Genomic DNA, 19,629 nt, shown 5'->3' with positions numbered 1-19,629 from the left:
TAGGGTTATTTAATTGCCGGCGGTTTCCCGATTGGTAGTGTGTTGTGCGGGTCAAAGAACACTGCAAACGTGGGTTTTTCTGCCACCGGCAACAGTTATTTTAGCTTTCTAGTGTACCGCACTGAGTATTTTAATCAGAGATTGGGAGATACATCAAGCTTGGTATGTAGTTGCACCTTGGCTCCGCTGTTGGTAGCATTTAATGGCCTGCAAAAGGTAAAAAATATGTATATATAGCGATATTTTTAAGACGGGGAACGACCAAAAACCGATTTTCATATAGACAGATTTTTAAAACGCCTAAACTGTATCAGGATCAATGAAAACCGCTATAGTTGCGACAATGTAGAATTTATTTAGTCGTCATAGTGTGAACACCATCCCAAGTTTCCGGCGGAGGATTTTTGAGATAATTTAAGCAGCGTTCCAGATATACAGCCACAACGCGATCTGTGGGGTCGATTTCTTCAATTTGATTAAAATAAACCAGTGACTTTTTAAAATTCCTTACTAAATAAGCATGGCGTCCAGCCTCATAGAGTTCTAGCATTTTCGCTTTTTGGCCATCTAAAGGCTGGCGGCGGTCGCCTATTAATTCATAGATATTAACAGCTTGATGTTTGCCTTTGACGCGAATTTTATCTAATTCTCGCACCCAAATTTTATCAGCGCATAACTCGTAAGTGTACTCGCTCAAAATAATATCACAGCCATATTCTTTAGTCACACCTTCCAAGCGAGAACTTAAATTAACGCCATCGCCAATTACCGTATAATCCATACGTTTTTGAGAGCCAATATTTCCTGATACGACGTCTCCCGAACTGATGCCAATACCGACATGAATTTGTGGTTGGGCTTCCACAATGCGTTTTCTATTAAATTCTGCTAAACGCCGGCGCATATCCAGGGATGATTCTACTGCCTTCCAGGCATGATCTGCTAAAGGAAGAGGTGCACCAAATACGGCCATCAAGGCGTCACCAATAAATTTATCTAAAGTGCCATCGTGATCAAAAACAGCCTCCACCATTGTTTCAAAATACTGATTAAGTAATGAGACAACTTCGGAAGCGCCTAAATTTTCTGTAAGGGTGGTATAACCGCGTATATCTGAAAATAAAATGGTGACTTCTTTGCGTTCTCCCACCATCAAAGAGTCTTCGCCTAATTCCATAACTCTTTCGGCCACACCAGGAGTTAAATAACGATACATAGTGTTTTTTAGACGTTTTTCGCGGCTGATATCTTCTAAGACAACTAAGCCGCCTCGCACGCCTCCTTCCGGGTTGGTGAGGGGGTTAATTGTGAGGTTGATACTGCGTTCAATTTGGGTGATTTTTTCTTGGGGAATTGGGGTAGCAATTTGAGAACCACCGGCCTCAAATACCAACTCATTCCAAGGAATATAAAAATCAGGTTTGATGCGATCTTGTACAGCTAAAATATAACTTTCTTTTTTCCTGGCTTGGGAAGAAGAACCCTTATGATCCACGATATAAAGCCCGACAATTAAGTTTTGTTCGGGCAGATAATGGTGACTTTTTTTGCTGAGACTATCTTGCAAACGCCAACGCAAACTCTCGATAGGTACGACTTCCCAAATGTAGCGATCAATTAGTTTATTTTCCCATAAAAGCCGGTGTTTTCCGCCTTCGGCTTTGACGGGACAGCCTAATAATTCAAGGGCGGCATCGTTGATGGTGACGATTCTGCCTTGCATATCTGTGGAAATGACTGCATCAGATAAACTTTGAAGAATGTCTTTTTGATATTGTTTTTCGATGAGGACGTTTTTAAAGAGTTGGGCATTTTCAAGGGCAATACCGGCCTGGCGGTTAAAGGCTGCCATAAAGGCTTCATCGGTACTGGTAAAAGTGCCTTGATTTTTTTTATTAATTAACTGAGTAACGCCAATTAAATCTCCCGATGAACTGTACACCGGCATACATAATATTGTCCGAGTCAGATAGCCGGTGCGTTGGTCGGTGCTAGGATCAAACCGAGGGTCTTGATAAGCATCAGTGATATTAAGGGTTTGGCCGGTGGAAGCAACATAACCGGCAATGCCTTTATTAGCCGTGATGCGAATTTCAACTTTATTTTTACTGTTTGTAGTAGCTACTTTTGTCCACAATTCATTACTTTCTTTACTGAGTAAAAATAAGGTACTGCGATCTGCCTGCATTAAATCACGAGCTTGCTCCATCACCGATTGTAAAGTGGCATCTAAATCTAAACTTTGTCCCAAGGAAGATGTCGCCCGTAAAAGTGCAGAAACGCCTCTTTGTTTCCGCGCCGCTACATAAAAAGACTGACAACTTTCTAAAATGATACCTATTGAGCTTGCAAAGTTACGAAATTCATCTTCATCTTCACTACTAAAAGGCACATTACCGGCTTTATTTAAAAGCTGGACTACGGCGACAACTTCGGAAGGATTTTTATTACTAAAAATCGGAATACAGAGCAGACTTTGGGTTTGATATCCGGGGTGTTCGTCAATTTCTTTGTTAAAAGATGGATGAGTGTAGGCGTCGGCAATATTGATAAGTTCGCCGGTTTCTGCCACTCGCCCAACAATGCCAATATGCACAGGTATGCGAATTTCTAAAGGTTTAGCATTGGGAGCCTGAGTAATTTTAGACCACAGTTGTTTTTTTTCTGTATCAACTAAAAAAATGGCGGTACGATCTGCCCGAATAATTTGCCCTAATTTGAGGGTAAAAGCATCAAGTAATTGCTCTAACATCGTCTCTAGGGCATCATTATTAATCAGTTCTATTGCCCTAAGAAATTGCTGAAACTCAGCGGTAATAAAATCGAGCAAGCAGACAAATTCGGGAACTGGTAGATCCTTAACGCGACGGGCTAACGCACCCATGCCATTAGCTTGTGTTAATGTAGCCAGAATGCTACCAGCATCAGAAAATGTCATAGTATTAATCCTTAAGAGGGTGGTTTTTGCCCACCGGCATGAGAGAAACTAACGTTAAATTGATAACATATAAATTTTTGAGCGTCGCGTATCCCCAGATAGGCAAAGGACACTCAGTTTTATTTGCTTAAATACGGGCCCTTTCGCTGTACATCGGTTTGGCTACCATGAGTTTTTACGCAAAGCTGATAATTTGCGTTTTGCCGCATAGTGGTACAGAGATGCTAGGGCTTTGAGCCGAGTTAAGCCTTGCTGGGGTTGGCAAGACTTGCCACCGGCGCATGGGAGTAACACTTATAGAGAAGGCACTTTACCTAAGATAATCTTGTGGGTGAAGTTTGACGCTTGGGGGTTTGAAAACCAACTTAACACTATCTATCAATTCCGACTACCGTTCATTTAGTATATAAGCCATCGGGATTGTTAGATGGGAATAAGAAGGGCCTGGTAGCTATTATTTTTTTATCTATGAGCCGGCTGTGATGTTACTGCACCCCTGAAATCATTAAGCGGCGTTGGACATTTCTAAGCAAGCAATGACTCGGTGATAATAGCGGCGCAGTTGGGCAGTTGCGGCTGGCCAGCCCCAGCGTTCTGCTTCTCGGCGGGCGTTTTGTCTTAAGGTTTCCCTTTCGCTGGCATGAGCTAACAGGCGTTGGGTGGCTGTAATAGAGCCGGTTTCGTCTGTTGGATCAAAAAGATAGCCATTGACACCATCAGTGACGATATCGGGAATGCCTCCCGACCGAGCGGCAACAACAGGACAGCCGGCAGCCATTGCTTCAAGCAAAACTAAGCCTAAAGTTTCTGTGCGTGAGGGAAAAATAAAGGCATCGGCGGAAGCGTAGGCGGTGGCGAGTTCGACTCCTTGGAGGTAGCCGACAAAATGGGTGGGGGTACCGGCAAAGTGTTCTTGCAGAGCTTGGCGGTTTGGCCCATCGCCAACAAGGGCTAGTCGGGCTCCGGGGATGGCTTCCAACACCGGCTTGATTCTTTCTATTTCTTTTTCTGCTCCTAAACGTCCTACATATAAGAGTAATGGATTGTCGGGGTTGCCTTGACTCAAACGCACTCGCATGGAGTGTGAGGCTAAACTTGGGTGAAAAGTTTCGGTATCAACACCGCGCTGCCAAAGATCAACTCGTTCGATGCCGTGACTCGATAATTCTTCTACCATTGCAGTAGACGTGCAAAGATTGAGTGCCGCTTGGTTGTGGGCATTTTTTAGCAATTCCCAGAGTAAAGGTTCCAGCACTGCCCAGCCGTAATGTTGCAAGTATTGCGGCAAGTGGGTGTGGTAGGAAGCCAAAAGGGGAATTTGCATGGTTTTTGCATAATAAATTCCGCCTAATCCTAAAATTGCTGGGTTGACAACATGAACAATATCGGGTTTAAATCTTTGCAGTTCCAATCCAATTGAAGGCCGAGGAAATGCCATTTTTAATTCGGGATACCAAGGCAAAGGATATCCCGAAATGCCGTGAATTTCTGCGCCTTTATATTCGGTGAGTCCTCCTTCTGGGCAGAAAATTAAGACTTGATCACCGCACCGCTGTAATTGTTCGACGGTGTGCCGCAGTCGGGTAACAATTCCGTCTACTTTGGGTAAAAAAGTTTCTGTAAATAAGGCAATTCGCATAAAGGTCAGTGGTCAGTGGTCAGTGGTTCTTTTAGTTGTTGTGTGGACAATAGCGAGATTAGTAATAGGATCAACGCATGGGGATTATGTCAATTTTTGAGGGTGCTGTTTCCTAGCTTTTCTCAAAAAAACAGGTTTTTTAACCACACATTAACACAGATATAAAATCAATGTTTTTTGAGGCTTTTTGGCAACAAGAGATAATCAAGAATTCTTAATTACCTCTTGCGCTTGTTGCTATTTACCGGCGCCAAGATACTTTGGGCAGGATATGGTTTTTATCGACTCGATTTTGATATTTGACTGCAAAGTTTAGCAGGGAGTCGAGCAGGGAATCTGAAAGTAAATGAGGTTGTAAACCTAGTTCGAGGAGGTTTGTATTTTTAGCGTTGAAATAGTGTTGTTCATTTTCAACGCGGGGGTTGTCGATGTTGTTGATTTCGACGTTTAAACCGAGTGCATTTCCGGCTTTTTTCACCATTATTGCCAAGTCGCCGACGTTAAACATTTCGGTGAATTGGTTAAAAACTCGAAATTCTCCGGCTTGAGCAGGATTGGCAATTGCTAATTCCATACATCGCACGGTATCTCGGATGTCTAAGAAAGCGCGAGTTTGTCCGCCGCTTCCGTAGACGGTGAGGGGGTGCCCGATGGCTGCTTGGATGCAAAACCGGTTTAAGGCGGTTCCGAATACTCCGTCATAGTCAAGCCGGTTGATCAGCATTTCATCCATGCCGGTTTCTTCGGTTAAGACGCCATAAACCACACCTTGATTTAAGTCGGTGACTCGCAATCCCCAAATCCGGCAAGCTAAATGTATATTTGTGCTGTCGTGAACTTTGCTTGCGTGGTAGAAACTACCTGGTTGTTTTGGATAGGGGAGGGTGTCTTTACGCCCGTTGTGTTCAATGGTGATGTAGCCTTCTTCGATGTCTATGTTGGGAGTGCCATATTCTCCCATTGTCCCCAGTTTGACCAAGTGGCAATCGGGGAATTCATCTTTCATGGCGTACAGAAGATTTAGCGTCCCGACGACGTTGTTAACCTGAGTTAAGACTGCGTGTTCGCGGTCAATCATCGAGAAAGGCGCGGAACGTTGTTCGCCAAAGTGAACAAGGGAATCGGGTTGAAACCGGCGGAGCGCATCAATTAAAAACTCGTAGTTGTTGATGTCGCCGATAAATAGGTCAATTTTTTTGCCGGTCAAATCTTGCCAGCGTTGGATGCGTTGCTGTATGGGAGCTATGGGGGTTAAGGTATCTGCTCCAAGCTGCATATCCCAATGACGCCGCACCAAGCTATCTAATATGCCGACTTCATAACCTCGATTTGAAAGATGGAGGGCAGTTGCCCAACCGCAATAACCATCGCCGCCAATAACCAGGACTCTCATCGTGTTCGCTTATTTTTGCTTGCTGACACTCGCTAAATGTACCAGCTTTGTGTACCTTGTGACATATCTGCCATTTGTGATTGGTCATTTGTCCAGAGTCAAGAGTCCAGAGTCAAGAGTCAAGAGTCATTTAACCGATAACTAAGGATAAATGACTATGGACTAGGGACAAATGACTAATGGACTTCTTGGGCAAAACTGGCCTTACGGATGAATTCAAAGGGGCCGGCTACTGATCCCCAGATATGCTCATCGGTTTCGGGGTCGCGTCCTCGATCATGGCTGATAAATTTGTGTTCGTCTATTTCAAAACTGCTTTCTAAATAGGTATTTTTGCCTTTGCGGAATACCATACAGCCTTTGCCTGGTTCGACTTCGCCTTTAAATCCGTTCCCTGTCCAGTGGGTGATAAATTTACATCCGGGTAAAAGTTTGAGCCGGTCGGCTGTTAGGGCTTTGAGTTTTTCGGGTTGGCGGGAGTTGCCATAAAATTCTTGTTCGTTTTCGATGGCGTAGTTTTCGATTTCGATGTGGTCGCCGGCGGCGATTATTTGCAGGACTCGAACTCGATAAGGTTGGTTGAGTATGTAGTCATAGGCTTGCTCGACGTAGAGGCTTATTCCTCCTAGCAGTTCCACCGGCAACGGCCTCATACAGACGCGAATGTGGGCAAAAAATGGCGGGTTTTCAAAGGCTTGGGCTTGGTTGCTGAAGTCTGCTGCCATTAATCGAGCCAATGCGACAATATCTGTGGAGTGTGACATAGCGATTTTATGCGTGGATTTTAGATGAGGTTTTAGAGGTTGACTAATTGTTTTGTTTATGGTATGTGCTTGAGGTGAAAGAGCGCTCAAGCGCAACTACATACCAACAGAGATTATCGTCATGGTAATAGGTAATGGGTGAGTTTTTAGATTAAGAATCTAGCAATTGACCAATTTTTTTATTTAGTCTAGCGATTTTATCCCCCGCTCAAAAAACGGGCCTTGATTAGCCCGTTAATTTTTCACCCTTCTATCTAGTAGGCTAAGATTCCAGGTTAACCCAGAAACTAAAAAACCGACACTTTGTATGAGTGCAGGTTTGTAGTTTTTTATAAAGGGAAGTTTGGGGAAGTTATTACCGCTTCCATTCCTTGACCAATTCCTTAAAGAGGAGTTTGACTGCTTTGGAGCAGTACCGACTTTGAGCGATCCTTTAATAGAACCCTTCAATTTTGACTTAGCCGTTTTATTGAGCTTACGGACTTGGGAGGCTTTGGTCATCTGTTGAAACGCGGGTATAACCGATATTCATACAAAAAAGGTGGTTTTTTAGACTTTGATTATTAGATGGCTTTATTTACAATTTTGCCGTAACAAAACCCTGAATAAAGAACAGACTCTTATTAAAGCCTTTGGGGGTTAGTATGCCATTAGAGCCGGTTTTTTTTAAATAGAAATTTAAGCCCTGAGATTACCTCCATCAATCAAGAGGTTTTGCTTTATACTCCATCAATTAAAGACAGCATCCCATTAGAGGGTTATTTGTTTGATATGAGGCTGTTTGCAAAGCTTCCTAGCATTCAAGAGTTAAAGTTTGCCAAACCGGCATCTACAGAACAAAAGCCCTATTATTCCGAAACGAAAATTGAGCAATATCAATACAATTTAGTTTCCGAAAACTTCCCTCACAAACTTTTAGAAATTTATTTTAGTGAAGGGTTGAATGGAGAGAAAAAATATAAGTTTTCCGTGCCACTATTTCATCGAAAACCCCATCAAGAAGTAAACTTATTAGAGATATTAACAAACAATCCGAGTCTGGTTCAAAACGGCACGCATATTTGGGGTAAGTGTTCATTAAGTGCAGATGATTCAATATCATTCTTTATGGCTGCTTATGAAGAAGGCTATCAGCAATTTTCAGATATTGCCAACTTGGTAGAGTACAGAAGTCTTGTAACCCTTACTGCAAACGAACCTCACACCTTTAGCCTACCAGACAATACGCAAGCATATTCCTTTAAATGTAGAGGGGCCGGTCAAATTGGTTGGGGAATAGGGAAAGCGATCCTTAACTGGATAGACCCAACAATTATTAGAGATTCTCAACTAGACGGGCCGGGAAGTTTAGAGAGAGAGGTAGATCGTCCTATTGAAAAAGAGGGTGGACAAAGAGAGAATCCCCTACCACCGGCACCGCCACCCGGTCAACCTTACCCACCGGGGTCAGGTTCGATAATTTCAACGCTTGAAATAAGCGGGATTTCCACAAGCGCATTTATTCAATTGAGTTATCCTAACGGCTCTCTAAATAATGGGGTAGGTGCCGGTTGTGTTTCCAGAATTTATGTAGTATATAGCACCTACGTTTTAGACATTAAAGAAGAGACGGGCTATAGAATTTTGTCAGCCCCAGTAGACCTCACAAAGGAACGCAATTGATTTTTAATGGCTGGTCTTATTTAGGCGTAAAAAAAACTATATTTCCAGGGTCAAAATCCAAACCTAAAACCTTATCTATTTGCAGCATCAAACAATGACCCCTATTCTCCTGCTCAATATTTATGGGGGGATGGGTTTAGATGGACAAATGTAAACTTTAGACCCATTCCGAATATTTGGAAAGATGTAAGAGCAATTCATCCCGATAGCCCTTTAATTATTCCAGATTATTTCTATCCCCCTTACAAAATAAATGGAGATGACCCTTTCAAACAAAGATGGGAAAAAACAGATCCTTGGAACACCCCACAAAGAGAGGATGAAGAAATGCCCTGTGATTTGTCGCCAATTATGCAACAGTTGCCACAGCAAAAGAACCAGATGACGACACAAAATACTGTTAATAATATATCTCTCAATAATTCCAGCATTCAAAATATAAACGCAAACACTACTACCGTCGTAAACAATGCCATTAGTAGCATTAACAGCAATACTTCTAGTGTAGTAAATACGGCTACCAATGTCATCAATACAAACACTGTAAGCGCTGTAAATACGGCTGCCAACGCAATTAATACCAATACAGTTAGCACTATAAACACGGCTGCAAATGCAATTAATAGTAATACCGTTAGCACGGTAAACACGGCTGCCAACGCAATTAATACCAATATTGCAAGCCTCTCAGCTAAATTGTCTACCAATTAACTGTGAATTTGCACTTAATATAGAGTCCCGGATATAATCCCAACCACAAACAGATAAAATCTCTTCAATTGTGAGAGATTCCAGAATCACATTGACGTTTTGTTTGAGTTCATCTAAACTGGAGTAGTTTGACCATTTTAGGTCTCGCTTTACATATTCCCACAATCTTTTAATGGGATTTAACTCCGGACTATAAGCAGGCAGATATATAGGAATCACATTATCAGGCGCTTGTTAAATCAATCGCTTTATGAAAGCTGCCATTATCCATAATTATTAAATTAATTTTTTTGGAATATCGTTGAGATAATTTGTTTCAAAATTCTTGAAATATCTCGGTATTTAGTTTAAAATACTGCTGCGGTTGTGGCCCGTGCGAGCCGATGCTCTAGTTCCTCAACCGTTTTCTGGATTTCGACCTGAAATTTGTTGGCCATATTAGCTCATCTCTAGTTGGGTTCTATGTATTTAGTGTACCTTCTTAGTGAATTGAAATTGTAGGTCAAATTCAATCCTCAGTACAAATTAATGGGGTAACAAATTATCCAATAACGACTTTACCTTTAGACTTTAGGCCATCGCTTAACAGACGGTTTGCTGTCCCATTAATAGTTACAGGATCAGGCGAGAGCAGAATAAATAGCAATGGAGTTTTATCTTTTATAACCGGCGGTAGTGCAGCGAGTGTTTTAACAATTTATGTCGAGATTTCCATGCCCTTGCTTTAACCAACCGACAGGATAAACACCCTAACAACCTTCAATTTACTAAAAACCATGCACCCAGCCTAACTCGAATTAACAGACGAAATTATCAAACAGATAAGCACCCTCGACAATTTATATTGTCTTGATTTGATTAAAAAGGCAGTAGAGGCGGAAATCGTCATCACGTCTGACTGTCCAAAATCTGATGATTTGTTTGATGACCTAATGAACGTTTTAATGGCAGCTAAGAAACCTAACCTGCAATAAGAAAAGCCAACACACCGACTTTTTGCCAAAATAATCAACAAAAAACCCACCGGGTAGGCGGGCAAACAAAAGCTATTAGAAGCGAATAAACATCACTTTACATCGATGGTAGACTCGGAGCGATAGTAAACCAATCCGCCTTGATCTGAGACAAAATGACAGCTACGGTAAGAGTTCCAGAAAGCCTTCAAGATAGGCTGATTAGAACAGCGGTAGAAGTCGCCCAAAACCGGCTTAAGCGCTTCCGTAGCCGTTTTCAGGTGATAGTGAGGAATCCCGATAAAAATATGATGGGCTACATGAGTACCGATATTGTGGTGGATATTATTGATCACTCCATAATCTCGGTCAATTGTAGAAAGCGCACCTTTGAGGAAATACCAATCTTTGCCACGATACCAAGGAATATCGGGTTCGGTGTGGTGCAAGAAAGTCACCAAGTCCAACCAAACCACAAACACAAGATAGGGGCCAAGATAGTATTTCAACAAGAACAGCCAGCCGTTTTGATAGGTAAGAAAGCCTAAAAAGCCCACCATCAAAGCACAGCAAATTGTACTGGTGATCACATCCCATTTTTCTGTAGGCCGAAACAGAGGGCTATCCGGCATAAAATGGGAAGCGCCCGGACGTTCGGGAGAGCGACGAAACAAATAAAGCGGGTAAGCAAACAACAAAACCGGCTCAAAGCGGAGAAACTTTTCCCACCATGCCATCTGCCGATATTTGCTTTCAGTCACCGGATACCAACTTTCATCGGTATCAATATTGCCGGTGTTGTTGTGGTGAGTGCGGTGAGAGATCCGCCAACCGTGAAAAGGAACTAAAATCGGAGTGTGGGCCAAATGGCCGATCAAATTATTGAGCCATTTAAGCCGAGAAAACGAACCATGTCCGCAGTCATGGCCCACTACAAACAACGCCCAAAACATCGTGCCGGCCAGCAGCCAAAAAACGGGCCAAACAAACCACGAGTCTAGGTAATGGGCCCCCGCATAGAGGCCGGCCACAATACCAATATCCAAAAAGAAATAAGAAAGCGATCTCCAAGTGGAGGGCACAAAACAATGTGCAGGAATAGCAGCTTTTAATTGCTGCAAGGTAAAAGGAGGTTCGGGAGAAAAAGGAGTCCCTGCCTTTATGTCCCCATTTTGTTGCTCAACTTTATTGATTGCGACCAAAGTTTTACTTTTACCTGTATGTAATAGACGTGCTTTATATTACCGCTCTCCGAGTCCTTGTAAATACCCCCGCCTCAGATTTTTTGCAATCATCCGGGGTAGTCAAACCCGTAGTACAACCTTCCACTGCGGGTTGTTTCTATTATTTTTATAGAGAAAAACTTTTCTGGCCCTTTCGTCCCAAGCGGCTGATAATCTGCAATACCACGAGTTCATAATTTTGTCAATAAAAACCCGCCAAATTTCCCTATTCGTCTGTTATTAAAAAAACCTCGCCACTTTTGCACAAACTCTAATTGTTTGGCTTCGCTTAAAGTTTATTCCTCTTGTTGATGATGCTGTTATTTAATTGCTAAACTACTGAGAGCGGCAAGAAACATACTTTCGATGCCAGCTAGAACGTCAGCACGTTAAAATCCGCCTGCCAAAAAAAACGGGGCAAAGGTAGAAATTAAAGCTTATTAAGCATAGAGTTGGGGGTATCTAAAGCCCTGATAAGGTAACTAGAAAGGTGGGTAAATATCAGGAATTTAGACTAAAAATTAATCAAGAAAGTCCGTAGGTTCATCAAATTTAATCGAAATAGAAGCCCAATTTTTAAAATCAGGAACGTGACGAATCAGCTTTTCGAGAACTTCATTAGTGACCCACAACACAACAGGAAAAGGAAACTCGCGGAATTTTTCCCTCACCAAATTAGCAGCTTTAAGAACCTCATGTCTTGCAATCACCGATTCTAAACCCACGACCATCAAAGCTTGCGGATAGTTGGAAGCCAGTTCATTTACAATTGTTGTATAAAGGGTTTTTGCAGAAGGGTCTAAAACAATCTCTTGAATTTTAAAGTTGCAGGCAGTTCGCACAGATTCAAGAATCTGGTTTCGTAAATCCAGATTATTGCAGCGCACCAAAACTAAAGAAAATTCGCCTTGAGACTGCTCGAGCGCCCGCACTAGCGTATTTAAGGAGGCTCGCATGACGAGGCGGGAAAATAATCTTCGATTCTATTCAAGCATTAAAGTAACAACGTGCGCCACTATCTTTAAATATATTTTTGAGGGCAAAGAAGAAAGGGCCGGTGTAATCAAGCCAAACGCCAAAACATTTAGATTTAGCTCAACCGGCCCCTATAGAACCTAGACTAGGAAAGCAATTGCCGTTGCCAAACTTTAAACTGTTCGGCTTCTGCTAGAGCCGGGTTGATATCAAACCACCGGCCCGTATCATCGCGGTATTCAAACAAAAACATACTGTAAAGCAGGCTTTTGTAATCCTCGTCTCCCCGGACGGTTTGCTGGCGCACCGCCTGCAAAAGCAACTCCCACTCATCAGCAGTGATCGGGCCTATCAAGTCGTCGCGGTCTTCTTTAATCACGTTTTCGAGACATTCGCGCGAGATGGGGGGGTCTTGACGCTGCAAACAACTGTAGAGCAGCCTGAGCAAATTTCGCACATGACCACCACTAACACGACAAAGCCGGTCGAGAGTGTCTGAGTGATCAAAAACTTGCTCAATCAACTCAAAACGAGATTGCTCCATCACGTCAGGAAAAGCTCGCGCCAGAACCATGCAGCGCAAAAGCGCCATCCCCGCTTGATTATCTGAACCATCTCGACGACGCACCGGCACCATTGGCAAAACTTTAGGCTTAATGCCAAAGCGACTCGTAAGCCGGCCTAACTCATTAGAAAAAATTAACTCCAAAGGAATCGTATAAACCAAATGGCAATTAATTTTTCGCAATTGCTCGCCACGCTCGACAAACAAATACTCTGGCTGAGAGCGGCCCGTAGAATTAGGATGATTGTCTACGCGGTCAAGATTATCAACAATTACCACCAAACCTTGCTTACCCCGTTGTTTGAGGGTGAGAGTAGCCGGTTCGATCAACTCCTTATTAATCGCTTCCAAGATATTATTGGTACGCGGTTCGAGATATTGACGTAACTGTGAGCGTAGTTGGGGGCTTTCCTTGGTTTTCGCGGTAATTTTGCCAATTCCCCCAGGCAAAGAAAAACCCAACTCACCCTCACCGGCACTAACCGTCCCGACAAGAGGAATTTCGGCCTGAGCCTTTAACTCAATAGGGGTTTGTAAGAGATCCGCCGCACCTTTGAGCAAAGCCTTAAAACCCTTTGGTTGTAAAGAAATGTCGATTTTTTCGAGACTTTCGCTAACTTGACGAGTAATGGCCAGCAAAATATCGCTGATATCCACATCCGCCATATCCAAACCCTGAGAAGACTCAAAATAAACCACATGAAAGTTTTTTTGCTCTAACTCATCCTTAAGCCTGAGCAACTCCGTTGATTTGCCGCAACCGATGTGGCCGGTAAAAAGCTGACAAGTGGGATCATCACCAGCCAAAAGCGAGATAGTCCGGCCCAACTCTCGAATCATGTTACCGCCGCGTACCGCCGAAAAATCGATGTAATACTTACGATCTTCGGGATTTTTGAGATCAAGCGTTTTAGACGGGTTGCAAGCTCGGTAAAACCGCTGTAAATCTAAATATTCTGTCATTAAACCTTACTCTCGTGAGCGCCCTGATGTTGTAAAAAGCAAGCGGCAGAAAAGCTTTAGCCACCAAACCACTTACTTGATGAGAGGCGGCTTTTGTGTGTGCTTCAATGCTTTGCTGATGATATTAATCACCGAAAAACCCCGCCGCTAACGCCCCTGAAAAAAGCGAGAAGTTTAGAGGAATATCCCCGCTTTTAATTCAGGTTCGGGGGAGCAAAAAATTTTCAACAGACACTAAAAGCGCCTCTTTCGATCAACCGATCTCATTTTAAAGTTCCGGGGGAGTTTTAGAATCATGGCTGATAAATTCTTAAATGCTACTTGACATGGGCCGGCAACTGTGCAAAAAGTCATAGCAGATAGATTGGCATTGCTCTTTGTGGTAAAGCAAGTTCTGGGCAAACCGGCTGGATGTGACTCTAAGGTTTATCATCAAAAAACATCTTGCCACTGTTGTTTGCTTGTCGGCCTCCGACCTCCCCTAACAGGGCATCCGGTTGAGGCTTATCGACTAATCCCAGAACGAAAATTTTAGGATTTGTCTGCTAGGAAGATAAAAAACCTAATTTCTAACAGCAAAAATTAGCAACTGCCCTATAAAAATAGCCACCCAAATACAAAAACCCAATGAAAAACTCTATAAACAAAAAGATAAGATTAACCTTAAACAACCATAATGGCGAGGGATAAAATGAGCGGCATCGCATCAGGAAGCGCCTCAGAACTAGGACAAAGACGCGCTAAGCTGCGAGCGCTACGCTCAGAGCGATTTTTCCAAATGTGCTGGCAAACTCTAGGCGTAAGTGGCTTAGCCGCCGCCTCAGTATGGGCAATTTCTCAACCGGCTTGGGTAATCCACCAGCCTGAGCAAATTTCCGTCTTTGGCAATAAATTTCTGTCGAGCGAAACCATCCGCTCGTTGCTGCCGATGAAATACCCCCAATCATTGTTATCAGTGCAACCCCAAGAAATTGCCCAAAAGCTAGAAACCGCCGCCCCCATTGCCAAAGCCACCGTCCACCGGCATCTTTTCCCCCCTGGCTTAACTGTCCACATTAAAGAACGTTATCCTGTAGCCATTGCTCAACTCAGCCAGGGCGCGTTAGATGCCAAACAAAAAGACTCCGGCAATTCGACTTCGCTCATTGTAGGCGTCCTTGACGAAAACGGCTGGTGGACTCCATTAAAAAATTACACAGCCCTCCAGCAAACTATTCCCCTACCTTCGTTAAAAGTCATCGGCAACCCCAGCAACTATCGGGAGAATTGGCCCCAACTTTACCAAACCCTCAGCCAGTCTCCCGTCAAAGTTTCAGAAGTTGACTGGCAAGATTCAGGCAATGTAATTTTAAAAACAGAAATTGGAACTGTCCATCTTGGCCCGTACAGTTCTAAGTTTGACGAACAACTGCAAGTTATTGATCGAATGCGCCAATTACCCAAACACCCGCGTTACAGTCAGATCGCCTACATTGACCTTAAAAACCCCCAATCCCCAGCTATTAAACTGCAACCGGGTAAAATTCAGCCACCCGCTGCCAAATCTCCCTAGCAGGGGAACTAGGCTTTGGCCATGCCTCCCCCAGTACCAGGTACGGTTGGTTGCAAAGCGCAACATCCCCTATAGTTGACAACAAGAACCGGCCACCTGAAGCGTTGTTTATTTACCTTAGCTAATACCAATGACACTTAATAGTAAAATAGGGCTTGAAAATGACAGCCCGCATTCCCAAGGGCAAACAGGTTTTCCGACTAGCGCGGATAATTCAAATCCTTTCGGTAACGCTGGCTTATATATAAATCAAAATCGAGATCCGAAAGGCATGGCTGGGGAAGAATCAAGGAGTGGAGATATTGTGCCCAGCAGCGTAGCAAGAATTAAAGTAATCGGTGTCGGCGGTGGTGGCGGCAATGCCATTAATCGCATGATTGCTAGTGAAATTTTGGGAGTTGAGTTTTGGTCGGTTAATACCGATGCTCAAGCTCTCAGCCAGTCTGAAGCACCTAAAAGACTGCAAATTGGTCAAAAATTGACGCGCGGACTCGGTGCCGGGGGCAACCCTGCTATCGGCCAAAAAGCCGCTGAGGAATCCCGCGATGAAATTGCCCAAGCTCTAGGGCAGTCTGATTTAGTGTTTATTACCGCCGGCATGGGTGGGGGCACCGGCACTGGTGCTGCTCCTATTGTGGCGGAAGTGGCTAAGGAGTTGGGCGCGTTAACGGTGGGAGTTGTTACCCGTCCGTTTACTTTTGAAGGACGCCGCCGCCTTAGCCAAGCTGAACAAGGGATCGACGCCCTGCAAAGCCGGGTTGACACGCTGATTGTTATTCCAAATAACAAACTTTTAGACGTTATCCAGGCAGATACGCCGGTTCAAAAAGCTTTCCGCGAAGCTGATGATATTCTCCGCCAAGGTGTTCAGGGCATTTCGGATATCATTACGATCCCAGGGTTGGTAAATGTGGACTTTGCCGATGTCCGGGCCGTTATGGCAGATGCCGGTTCGGCTTTGATGGGTATTGGAATTGGTTCTGGCAAGTCAAGAGCCGTTGATGCTGCTTCCCAGGCTATTTCTTCGCCATTTTTGGAGTCTTCTATCGATGGCGCAAAGGGCGTTGTCTTTAATATCACAGGCGGAACTGATCTTACTCTTCACGAAGTGAGTGCAGCGGCAGATATTATTTATGAAAACGTCGATCCCAATGCCAATATTATTTTCGGGGCAGTTATTGATGAGCGGGTTCAAGGTGAAATTAGAATTACGGTGATTGCCACCGGCTTTTCACCCGAAACGGTGGTAGGTGCACCGGCAGCAAAAACTGCTCCGGCACCACGTCCGGTTACTCCCACCAGCAGGCCGGCAACGCCACCCCCACCGGCACCGGCATCCGAACCTCAAAAAGCCCCTGATGGTTTAGATATCCCAGACTTTTTGAAGCGCCGGCGTCCCCCTCGCTAAAGCGCCTCTCTAACAATCAAGAAACTCGGTTTTTCTCAAAAGACCGGGTTTCTAAATCTACTCTCAACCTTGTTTTAAAGATTTTGCCCACTCGGCGGCGAGGGGAATTTCTGTAAAGGGAATTCGCTGGGGAGTAAGCTTGCCAAAGCTGAATTCCAGTTCAATTTTTTTGCCTTGGGTGGGGGGTGTATTAGCATCCACCGCAACTCCATCTACCAAAAACCGTATTTCTGTAACATCATCAAGGGAAAAACTTTGCAGATTAACCGGCCCCTTCTTTGTCGGTTTTCCCCAGGTTAGTTGATTGCCGGTTTTCCCTAAAACTGCATAAATATCATATTTGGCTTGTTCAAATTGTTTGGCCCACAGACGATAGGCTTCTACTTTTTGATATTCGTTACTGCCGGCCCAAGCCAACCATATAAAAACCGCCAAGAGTGGCAACCACAGCAAACCCCGTTCCATTTTATATCTTAGATTTTCGATTTAAGGATTGGTAGAAAATAACGCTTTCTCGAAAAACTCCCAGAAAGCAATTCATGCAATTTTATAGTAAAAATTCCTTTTTTTCAAGATTAGCTCCCGACTTAGGCCAAATGTAATACCCTTAAGCTATCTTCAAGATACACCCGCACGACCTTAGAGGTGTTTTATGCGAAAGTTTTTCCTGCTATCCCTATTTATTGTTGGGGTGGCTGTTGCTTTGTTCAATTTCAAAGGTTTGGCAAATCAAGGCAGTTTTAATCAAATTGTGCTGGATTTCCGCGAGGATATACCAGCTTCTCAAATTGAAACACAACTCAGCCAGCTTTCCCAGCAGTACGGCGTTACTCCTCAACTCAACAGTGAGTTTTCAGTATCAGATAATGTCTATATTGTCAAGGGGAATAAGCAACTTCTTAAAGCTTTGAAAAAATCCGATCTGCGACAATCAACAGAATTCATTGAACCGGATTATATTTACAGCGTTTTGGAAATTCCCAATGATCCCATGTATCATCAGCAGTGGAATTTTCGCAGCATTAATATTGAGAAAGCTTGGGAAGAAAGCAAAGGCAATGGCGTAACGGTGGCTGTCATAGACACCGGCGTCACACCCGTAGCAGATTTAAAAGATACAAACTTCACCCCAGGCTACGATTTTGTCAACGATAAAACCGAGGCTGCCGACGATAACGGACACGGTACCCACGTTGCCGGCACCATTGCTCAAAGTACAAATAACGAGTATGGCGTGGCCGGTATTGCCTATCAAGCCAGTATTATGCCGCTGAAAGTTTTGGCATCTTCCGGCGGTGGCACCATTGCTGATATTGCGGAAGCGATTAAATTTGCGGCTGATAATGGTGCCGATATCATTAACATGAGTTTGGGTGGCCCTGGTGAAAGCCAACTCATGCAAGAAGCCATTGATTACGCTCACAGTAAAGGCGTTGTGATTATTGCCGCCGCCGGAAACAGTGCTGATAGCTCGGCTGGCTATCCGGCTCGTTATCCTAACGTGGTGGGAGTTGCGGCGCTGGATGCTTCCGGGCAAAAAGCCTTTTATTCTAATTTTGGGGCCGGTGTGGATATTTCAGCACCCGGTGGCGATACCACAAATGGTGAAGTTGGCGGAATTTTGCAAAATACCATTGATGAGCAAGGAAACTCAATTTTTGCCGCTTATCAAGGCACGAGTATGGCGGCGCCTCACGTTGCTGGCGTGGCGGCTTTGATTAAAGCTGCCGGTGTTCAAGAACCAGAAGAAATTGTGCGGATCTTGAAACAGTCAGCGCGGACGGTTGCAGACGATCCGCTTAATCATTTTGGGGCCGGTCAATTGGACGCAGCAGCGGCGGTGCAGTTGGCAACCAAGGGCCAGATTACCTTCCGCGATTTCTTCCGGTGGTTGCGGGATAATGGCTATTTGAATCCTCGCTTTTGGATTGATGGCGGCGCGGTGGCGCTGTTGCCAAAACTGGCGATGGTGTTGGGTTCTTATATGTTGGCTTGGTTTTTGCGAAATTATTTCCCGTTTGCTTGGAGTTGGTCGCTTTCTTCCGGTTTGGTAGCTGGAAGTTCAGGTTTGTTTTTCCTGCGCGGCTTGTATATTTTTGATCTTCCCCAATGGCCTTTTCGGGCAATGGGTAGCTCGATTCCTGAATTGGGGAATGTTGTTCAGGGGAGTAGCGCTTTGAATCCGCTTTTTGCTTCAGCGTTGATTCCTGTGGGGTTGGTGCTGTTGCTGTTGGGCCACAAGTCTTTAAAGTGGTTTGCGATTGGTACGTCTTTGGGCGTGGCGAGTTGTTTGGCGGTGACGGCGCTTATCTCGCCGAATGTTTGGCTGTTGGGAGGCGGTTTTGTCGCCCAGGGATTTTTGGTGATAAATGCGCTGCTGTGTTTTGGTTTAGCAAAATTAGCTGCAAAATCTGAGGGGGTAGTTGTATGAGTGTGACGATTCAGGGCAAAATAGAAAGGAAAGGCTTCGGCCCTGGAACTTGGGCACTGGTATCAGAAAAGGGTGAAAGCTACGAAATTCATCAGGGAGCGCCGGCAGAGTTGCTCAAGTCGGGCCTAGAAGTCAAGGTTAAAGGGAAAGTCCGTGACGACGTGATGAGCTTTGCCATGATTGGGCCGGTGCTGGAAGTGGAAGAGTTTTCCGTCCTCAATTCGGATTGATCCCACCGGGGGCTGCGTCCGGGTGCTTGTTAAATACTCACTTTTTTGTTTTGCCTCAGTATGTCGTTACGCTTTAGCAGTATCTACCTGCGATGCGGCTGCATTCAGATTCTCTGAGGGGCAAAACAAATTTAATATCCCCTTTGCCTATTTGGCAGGGGGGGTAGGGTGAGGTTTGTGAATCTACTAGCAAAAAGCAAAAAAAACCCCGGTTGGTTTAAC

The 19,629-nt window shown here is 44.2% G+C and carries 15 protein-coding genes; 6 read left to right on the top strand and 9 right to left on the bottom strand.

Annotated features, from left to right (window positions below; all coding sequences use genetic code 11):
• Positions 1-352 precede the first annotated feature (352 nt).
• From NG798_RS01430 to NG798_RS01415, 4 genes are all read right to left on the bottom strand, one after another.
• Positions 353-2,938 (bottom strand): adenylate/guanylate cyclase domain-containing protein, encoded by a 2,586-nt coding sequence (locus NG798_RS01430; RefSeq protein ID WP_261220009.1) that lies wholly within the window; start codon positions 2,936-2,938, stop codon positions 353-355.
• 505 nt (positions 2,939-3,443) lie between these two features.
• A complete protein-coding gene (locus tag NG798_RS01425; protein ID WP_261220008.1) occupies positions 3,444-4,577 on the bottom strand; it encodes a glycosyltransferase in 1,134 nt (377 codons plus the stop codon).
• A gap of 241 nt (positions 4,578-4,818) precedes the next feature.
• On the bottom strand, positions 4,819-5,970 hold the full coding sequence (locus NG798_RS01420; protein WP_261220007.1) for an NAD-dependent epimerase/dehydratase family protein: 1,152 nt from the start codon (positions 5,968-5,970) through the stop codon (positions 4,819-4,821).
• A gap of 176 nt (positions 5,971-6,146) precedes the next feature.
• Positions 6,147-6,734 carry a chromophore lyase CpcT/CpeT gene (locus tag NG798_RS01415; RefSeq protein ID WP_261220006.1) on the bottom strand — a complete coding sequence of 196 codons (588 nt, stop codon included), beginning with the start codon at positions 6,732-6,734 and terminating at the stop codon, positions 6,147-6,149.
• A 714-nt stretch (positions 6,735-7,448) separates the two neighbouring features.
• Between NG798_RS01415 and NG798_RS01410 the strand changes: the two genes are divergently transcribed.
• Together NG798_RS01410 and NG798_RS01405 are read left to right on the top strand one after the other, a co-directional pair.
• Positions 7,449-8,396 (top strand): hypothetical protein, encoded by a 948-nt coding sequence (locus NG798_RS01410; protein ID WP_261220005.1) that lies wholly within the window; start codon positions 7,449-7,451, stop codon positions 8,394-8,396.
• A 381-nt stretch (positions 8,397-8,777) separates the two neighbouring features.
• A complete protein-coding gene (locus NG798_RS01405; protein ID WP_261220004.1) occupies positions 8,778-9,107 on the top strand; it encodes a hypothetical protein in 330 nt (109 codons plus the stop codon).
• Here NG798_RS01405 and NG798_RS28110 read toward each other — a convergent pair.
• From NG798_RS28110 to NG798_RS01390, 4 genes are all read right to left on the bottom strand, one after another.
• Complete coding sequence (locus tag NG798_RS28110) at positions 9,084-9,326, bottom strand: transposase (protein ID WP_375338937.1); 243 nt, start codon at positions 9,324-9,326, stop codon at positions 9,084-9,086. The two genes, NG798_RS01405 and NG798_RS28110, sit on opposite strands and share 24 nt — an antisense overlap.
• Positions 9,327-10,173: 847 nt before the next feature.
• Positions 10,174-11,253 (bottom strand): DUF3474 domain-containing protein, encoded by a 1,080-nt coding sequence (locus NG798_RS01400; RefSeq protein WP_261220528.1) that lies wholly within the window; start codon positions 11,251-11,253, stop codon positions 10,174-10,176.
• 551 nt (positions 11,254-11,804) lie between these two features.
• Entirely contained in the window at positions 11,805-12,239 is a 435-nt protein-coding gene (locus NG798_RS01395) for a hypothetical protein (protein WP_261220003.1), read from the bottom strand.
• Positions 12,240-12,403: 164 nt separating this feature from the next.
• A complete protein-coding gene (locus NG798_RS01390) occupies positions 12,404-13,786 on the bottom strand; it encodes a KAP family NTPase (protein WP_261220002.1) in 1,383 nt (460 codons plus the stop codon).
• Positions 13,787-14,477: 691 nt separating this feature from the next.
• Between NG798_RS01390 and NG798_RS01385 the strand changes: the two genes are divergently transcribed.
• Both NG798_RS01385 and ftsZ read left to right on the top strand, forming a co-directional pair.
• Entirely contained in the window at positions 14,478-15,338 is an 861-nt protein-coding gene (locus tag NG798_RS01385; RefSeq protein ID WP_261220001.1) for a cell division protein FtsQ/DivIB, read from the top strand.
• Positions 15,339-15,468: 130 nt separating this feature from the next.
• Entirely contained in the window at positions 15,469-16,746 is a 1,278-nt protein-coding gene (ftsZ, locus tag NG798_RS01380; protein WP_261220000.1) for a cell division protein FtsZ, read from the top strand.
• Between the two features lie 63 nt (positions 16,747-16,809).
• Here ftsZ and NG798_RS01375 read toward each other — a convergent pair whose 3' ends face one another.
• Positions 16,810-17,211 carry a hypothetical protein gene (locus NG798_RS01375; protein WP_261219999.1) on the bottom strand — a complete coding sequence of 134 codons (402 nt, stop codon included), beginning with the start codon at positions 17,209-17,211 and terminating at the stop codon, positions 16,810-16,812.
• Positions 17,212-17,398: 187 nt separating this feature from the next.
• Here NG798_RS01375 and NG798_RS01370 point away from each other — a divergent pair, with 187 nt between their 5' ends.
• On the top strand, positions 17,399-19,177 hold the full coding sequence (locus tag NG798_RS01370; protein WP_261219998.1) for a S8 family peptidase: 1,779 nt from the start codon (positions 17,399-17,401) through the stop codon (positions 19,175-19,177).
• Positions 19,174-19,407, top strand: a complete 234-nt coding sequence (locus NG798_RS01365) for a hypothetical protein (RefSeq protein ID WP_261219997.1) — start codon at positions 19,174-19,176, stop codon at positions 19,405-19,407. The genes NG798_RS01370 and NG798_RS01365 overlap by 4 nt, the downstream gene beginning before the upstream one ends.
• Positions 19,408-19,629 lie beyond the last annotated feature (222 nt).

This window comes from Ancylothrix sp. D3o (genome assembly GCF_025370775.1).
Lineage (GTDB): Bacteria > Cyanobacteriota > Cyanobacteriia > Cyanobacteriales > Oscillatoriaceae > Ancylothrix.
The sequence above is the reverse complement of the archived record's forward strand: the minus strand, read 5'-3'. Positions and strand labels throughout refer to the sequence as shown.

Excerpts from the sequence above, each read along its gene's own strand:
- NG798_RS01430 (WP_261220009.1), bottom strand. The coding sequence starts at position 2,938 with ATGACATTTTCTGATGCTGGTAGCATTCTGGCTACATTAACACAAGCT.
- NG798_RS01425 (WP_261220008.1), bottom strand. The coding sequence starts at position 4,577 with ATGCGAATTGCCTTATTTACAGAAACTTTTTTACCCAAAGTAGACGGA.
- NG798_RS01420 (WP_261220007.1), bottom strand. The coding sequence starts at position 5,970 with ATGAGAGTCCTGGTTATTGGCGGCGATGGTTATTGCGGTTGGGCAACT.
- NG798_RS01415 (WP_261220006.1), bottom strand. The coding sequence starts at position 6,734 with ATGTCACACTCCACAGATATTGTCGCATTGGCTCGATTAATGGCAGCA.
- NG798_RS01405 (WP_261220004.1), top strand. The coding sequence starts at position 8,778 with ATGACGACACAAAATACTGTTAATAATATATCTCTCAATAATTCCAGC.
- NG798_RS01395 (WP_261220003.1), bottom strand. The coding sequence starts at position 12,239 with ATGCGAGCCTCCTTAAATACGCTAGTGCGGGCGCTCGAGCAGTCTCAA.
- NG798_RS01390 (WP_261220002.1), bottom strand. The coding sequence starts at position 13,786 with ATGACAGAATATTTAGATTTACAGCGGTTTTACCGAGCTTGCAACCCG.
- NG798_RS01385 (WP_261220001.1), top strand. The coding sequence starts at position 14,478 with ATGAGCGGCATCGCATCAGGAAGCGCCTCAGAACTAGGACAAAGACGC.
- ftsZ (WP_261220000.1), top strand. The coding sequence starts at position 15,469 with ATGACACTTAATAGTAAAATAGGGCTTGAAAATGACAGCCCGCATTCC.
- NG798_RS01375 (WP_261219999.1), bottom strand. The coding sequence starts at position 17,211 with ATGGAACGGGGTTTGCTGTGGTTGCCACTCTTGGCGGTTTTTATATGG.
- NG798_RS01370 (WP_261219998.1), top strand. The coding sequence starts at position 17,399 with ATGCGAAAGTTTTTCCTGCTATCCCTATTTATTGTTGGGGTGGCTGTT.
- NG798_RS01365 (WP_261219997.1), top strand. The coding sequence starts at position 19,174 with ATGAGTGTGACGATTCAGGGCAAAATAGAAAGGAAAGGCTTCGGCCCT.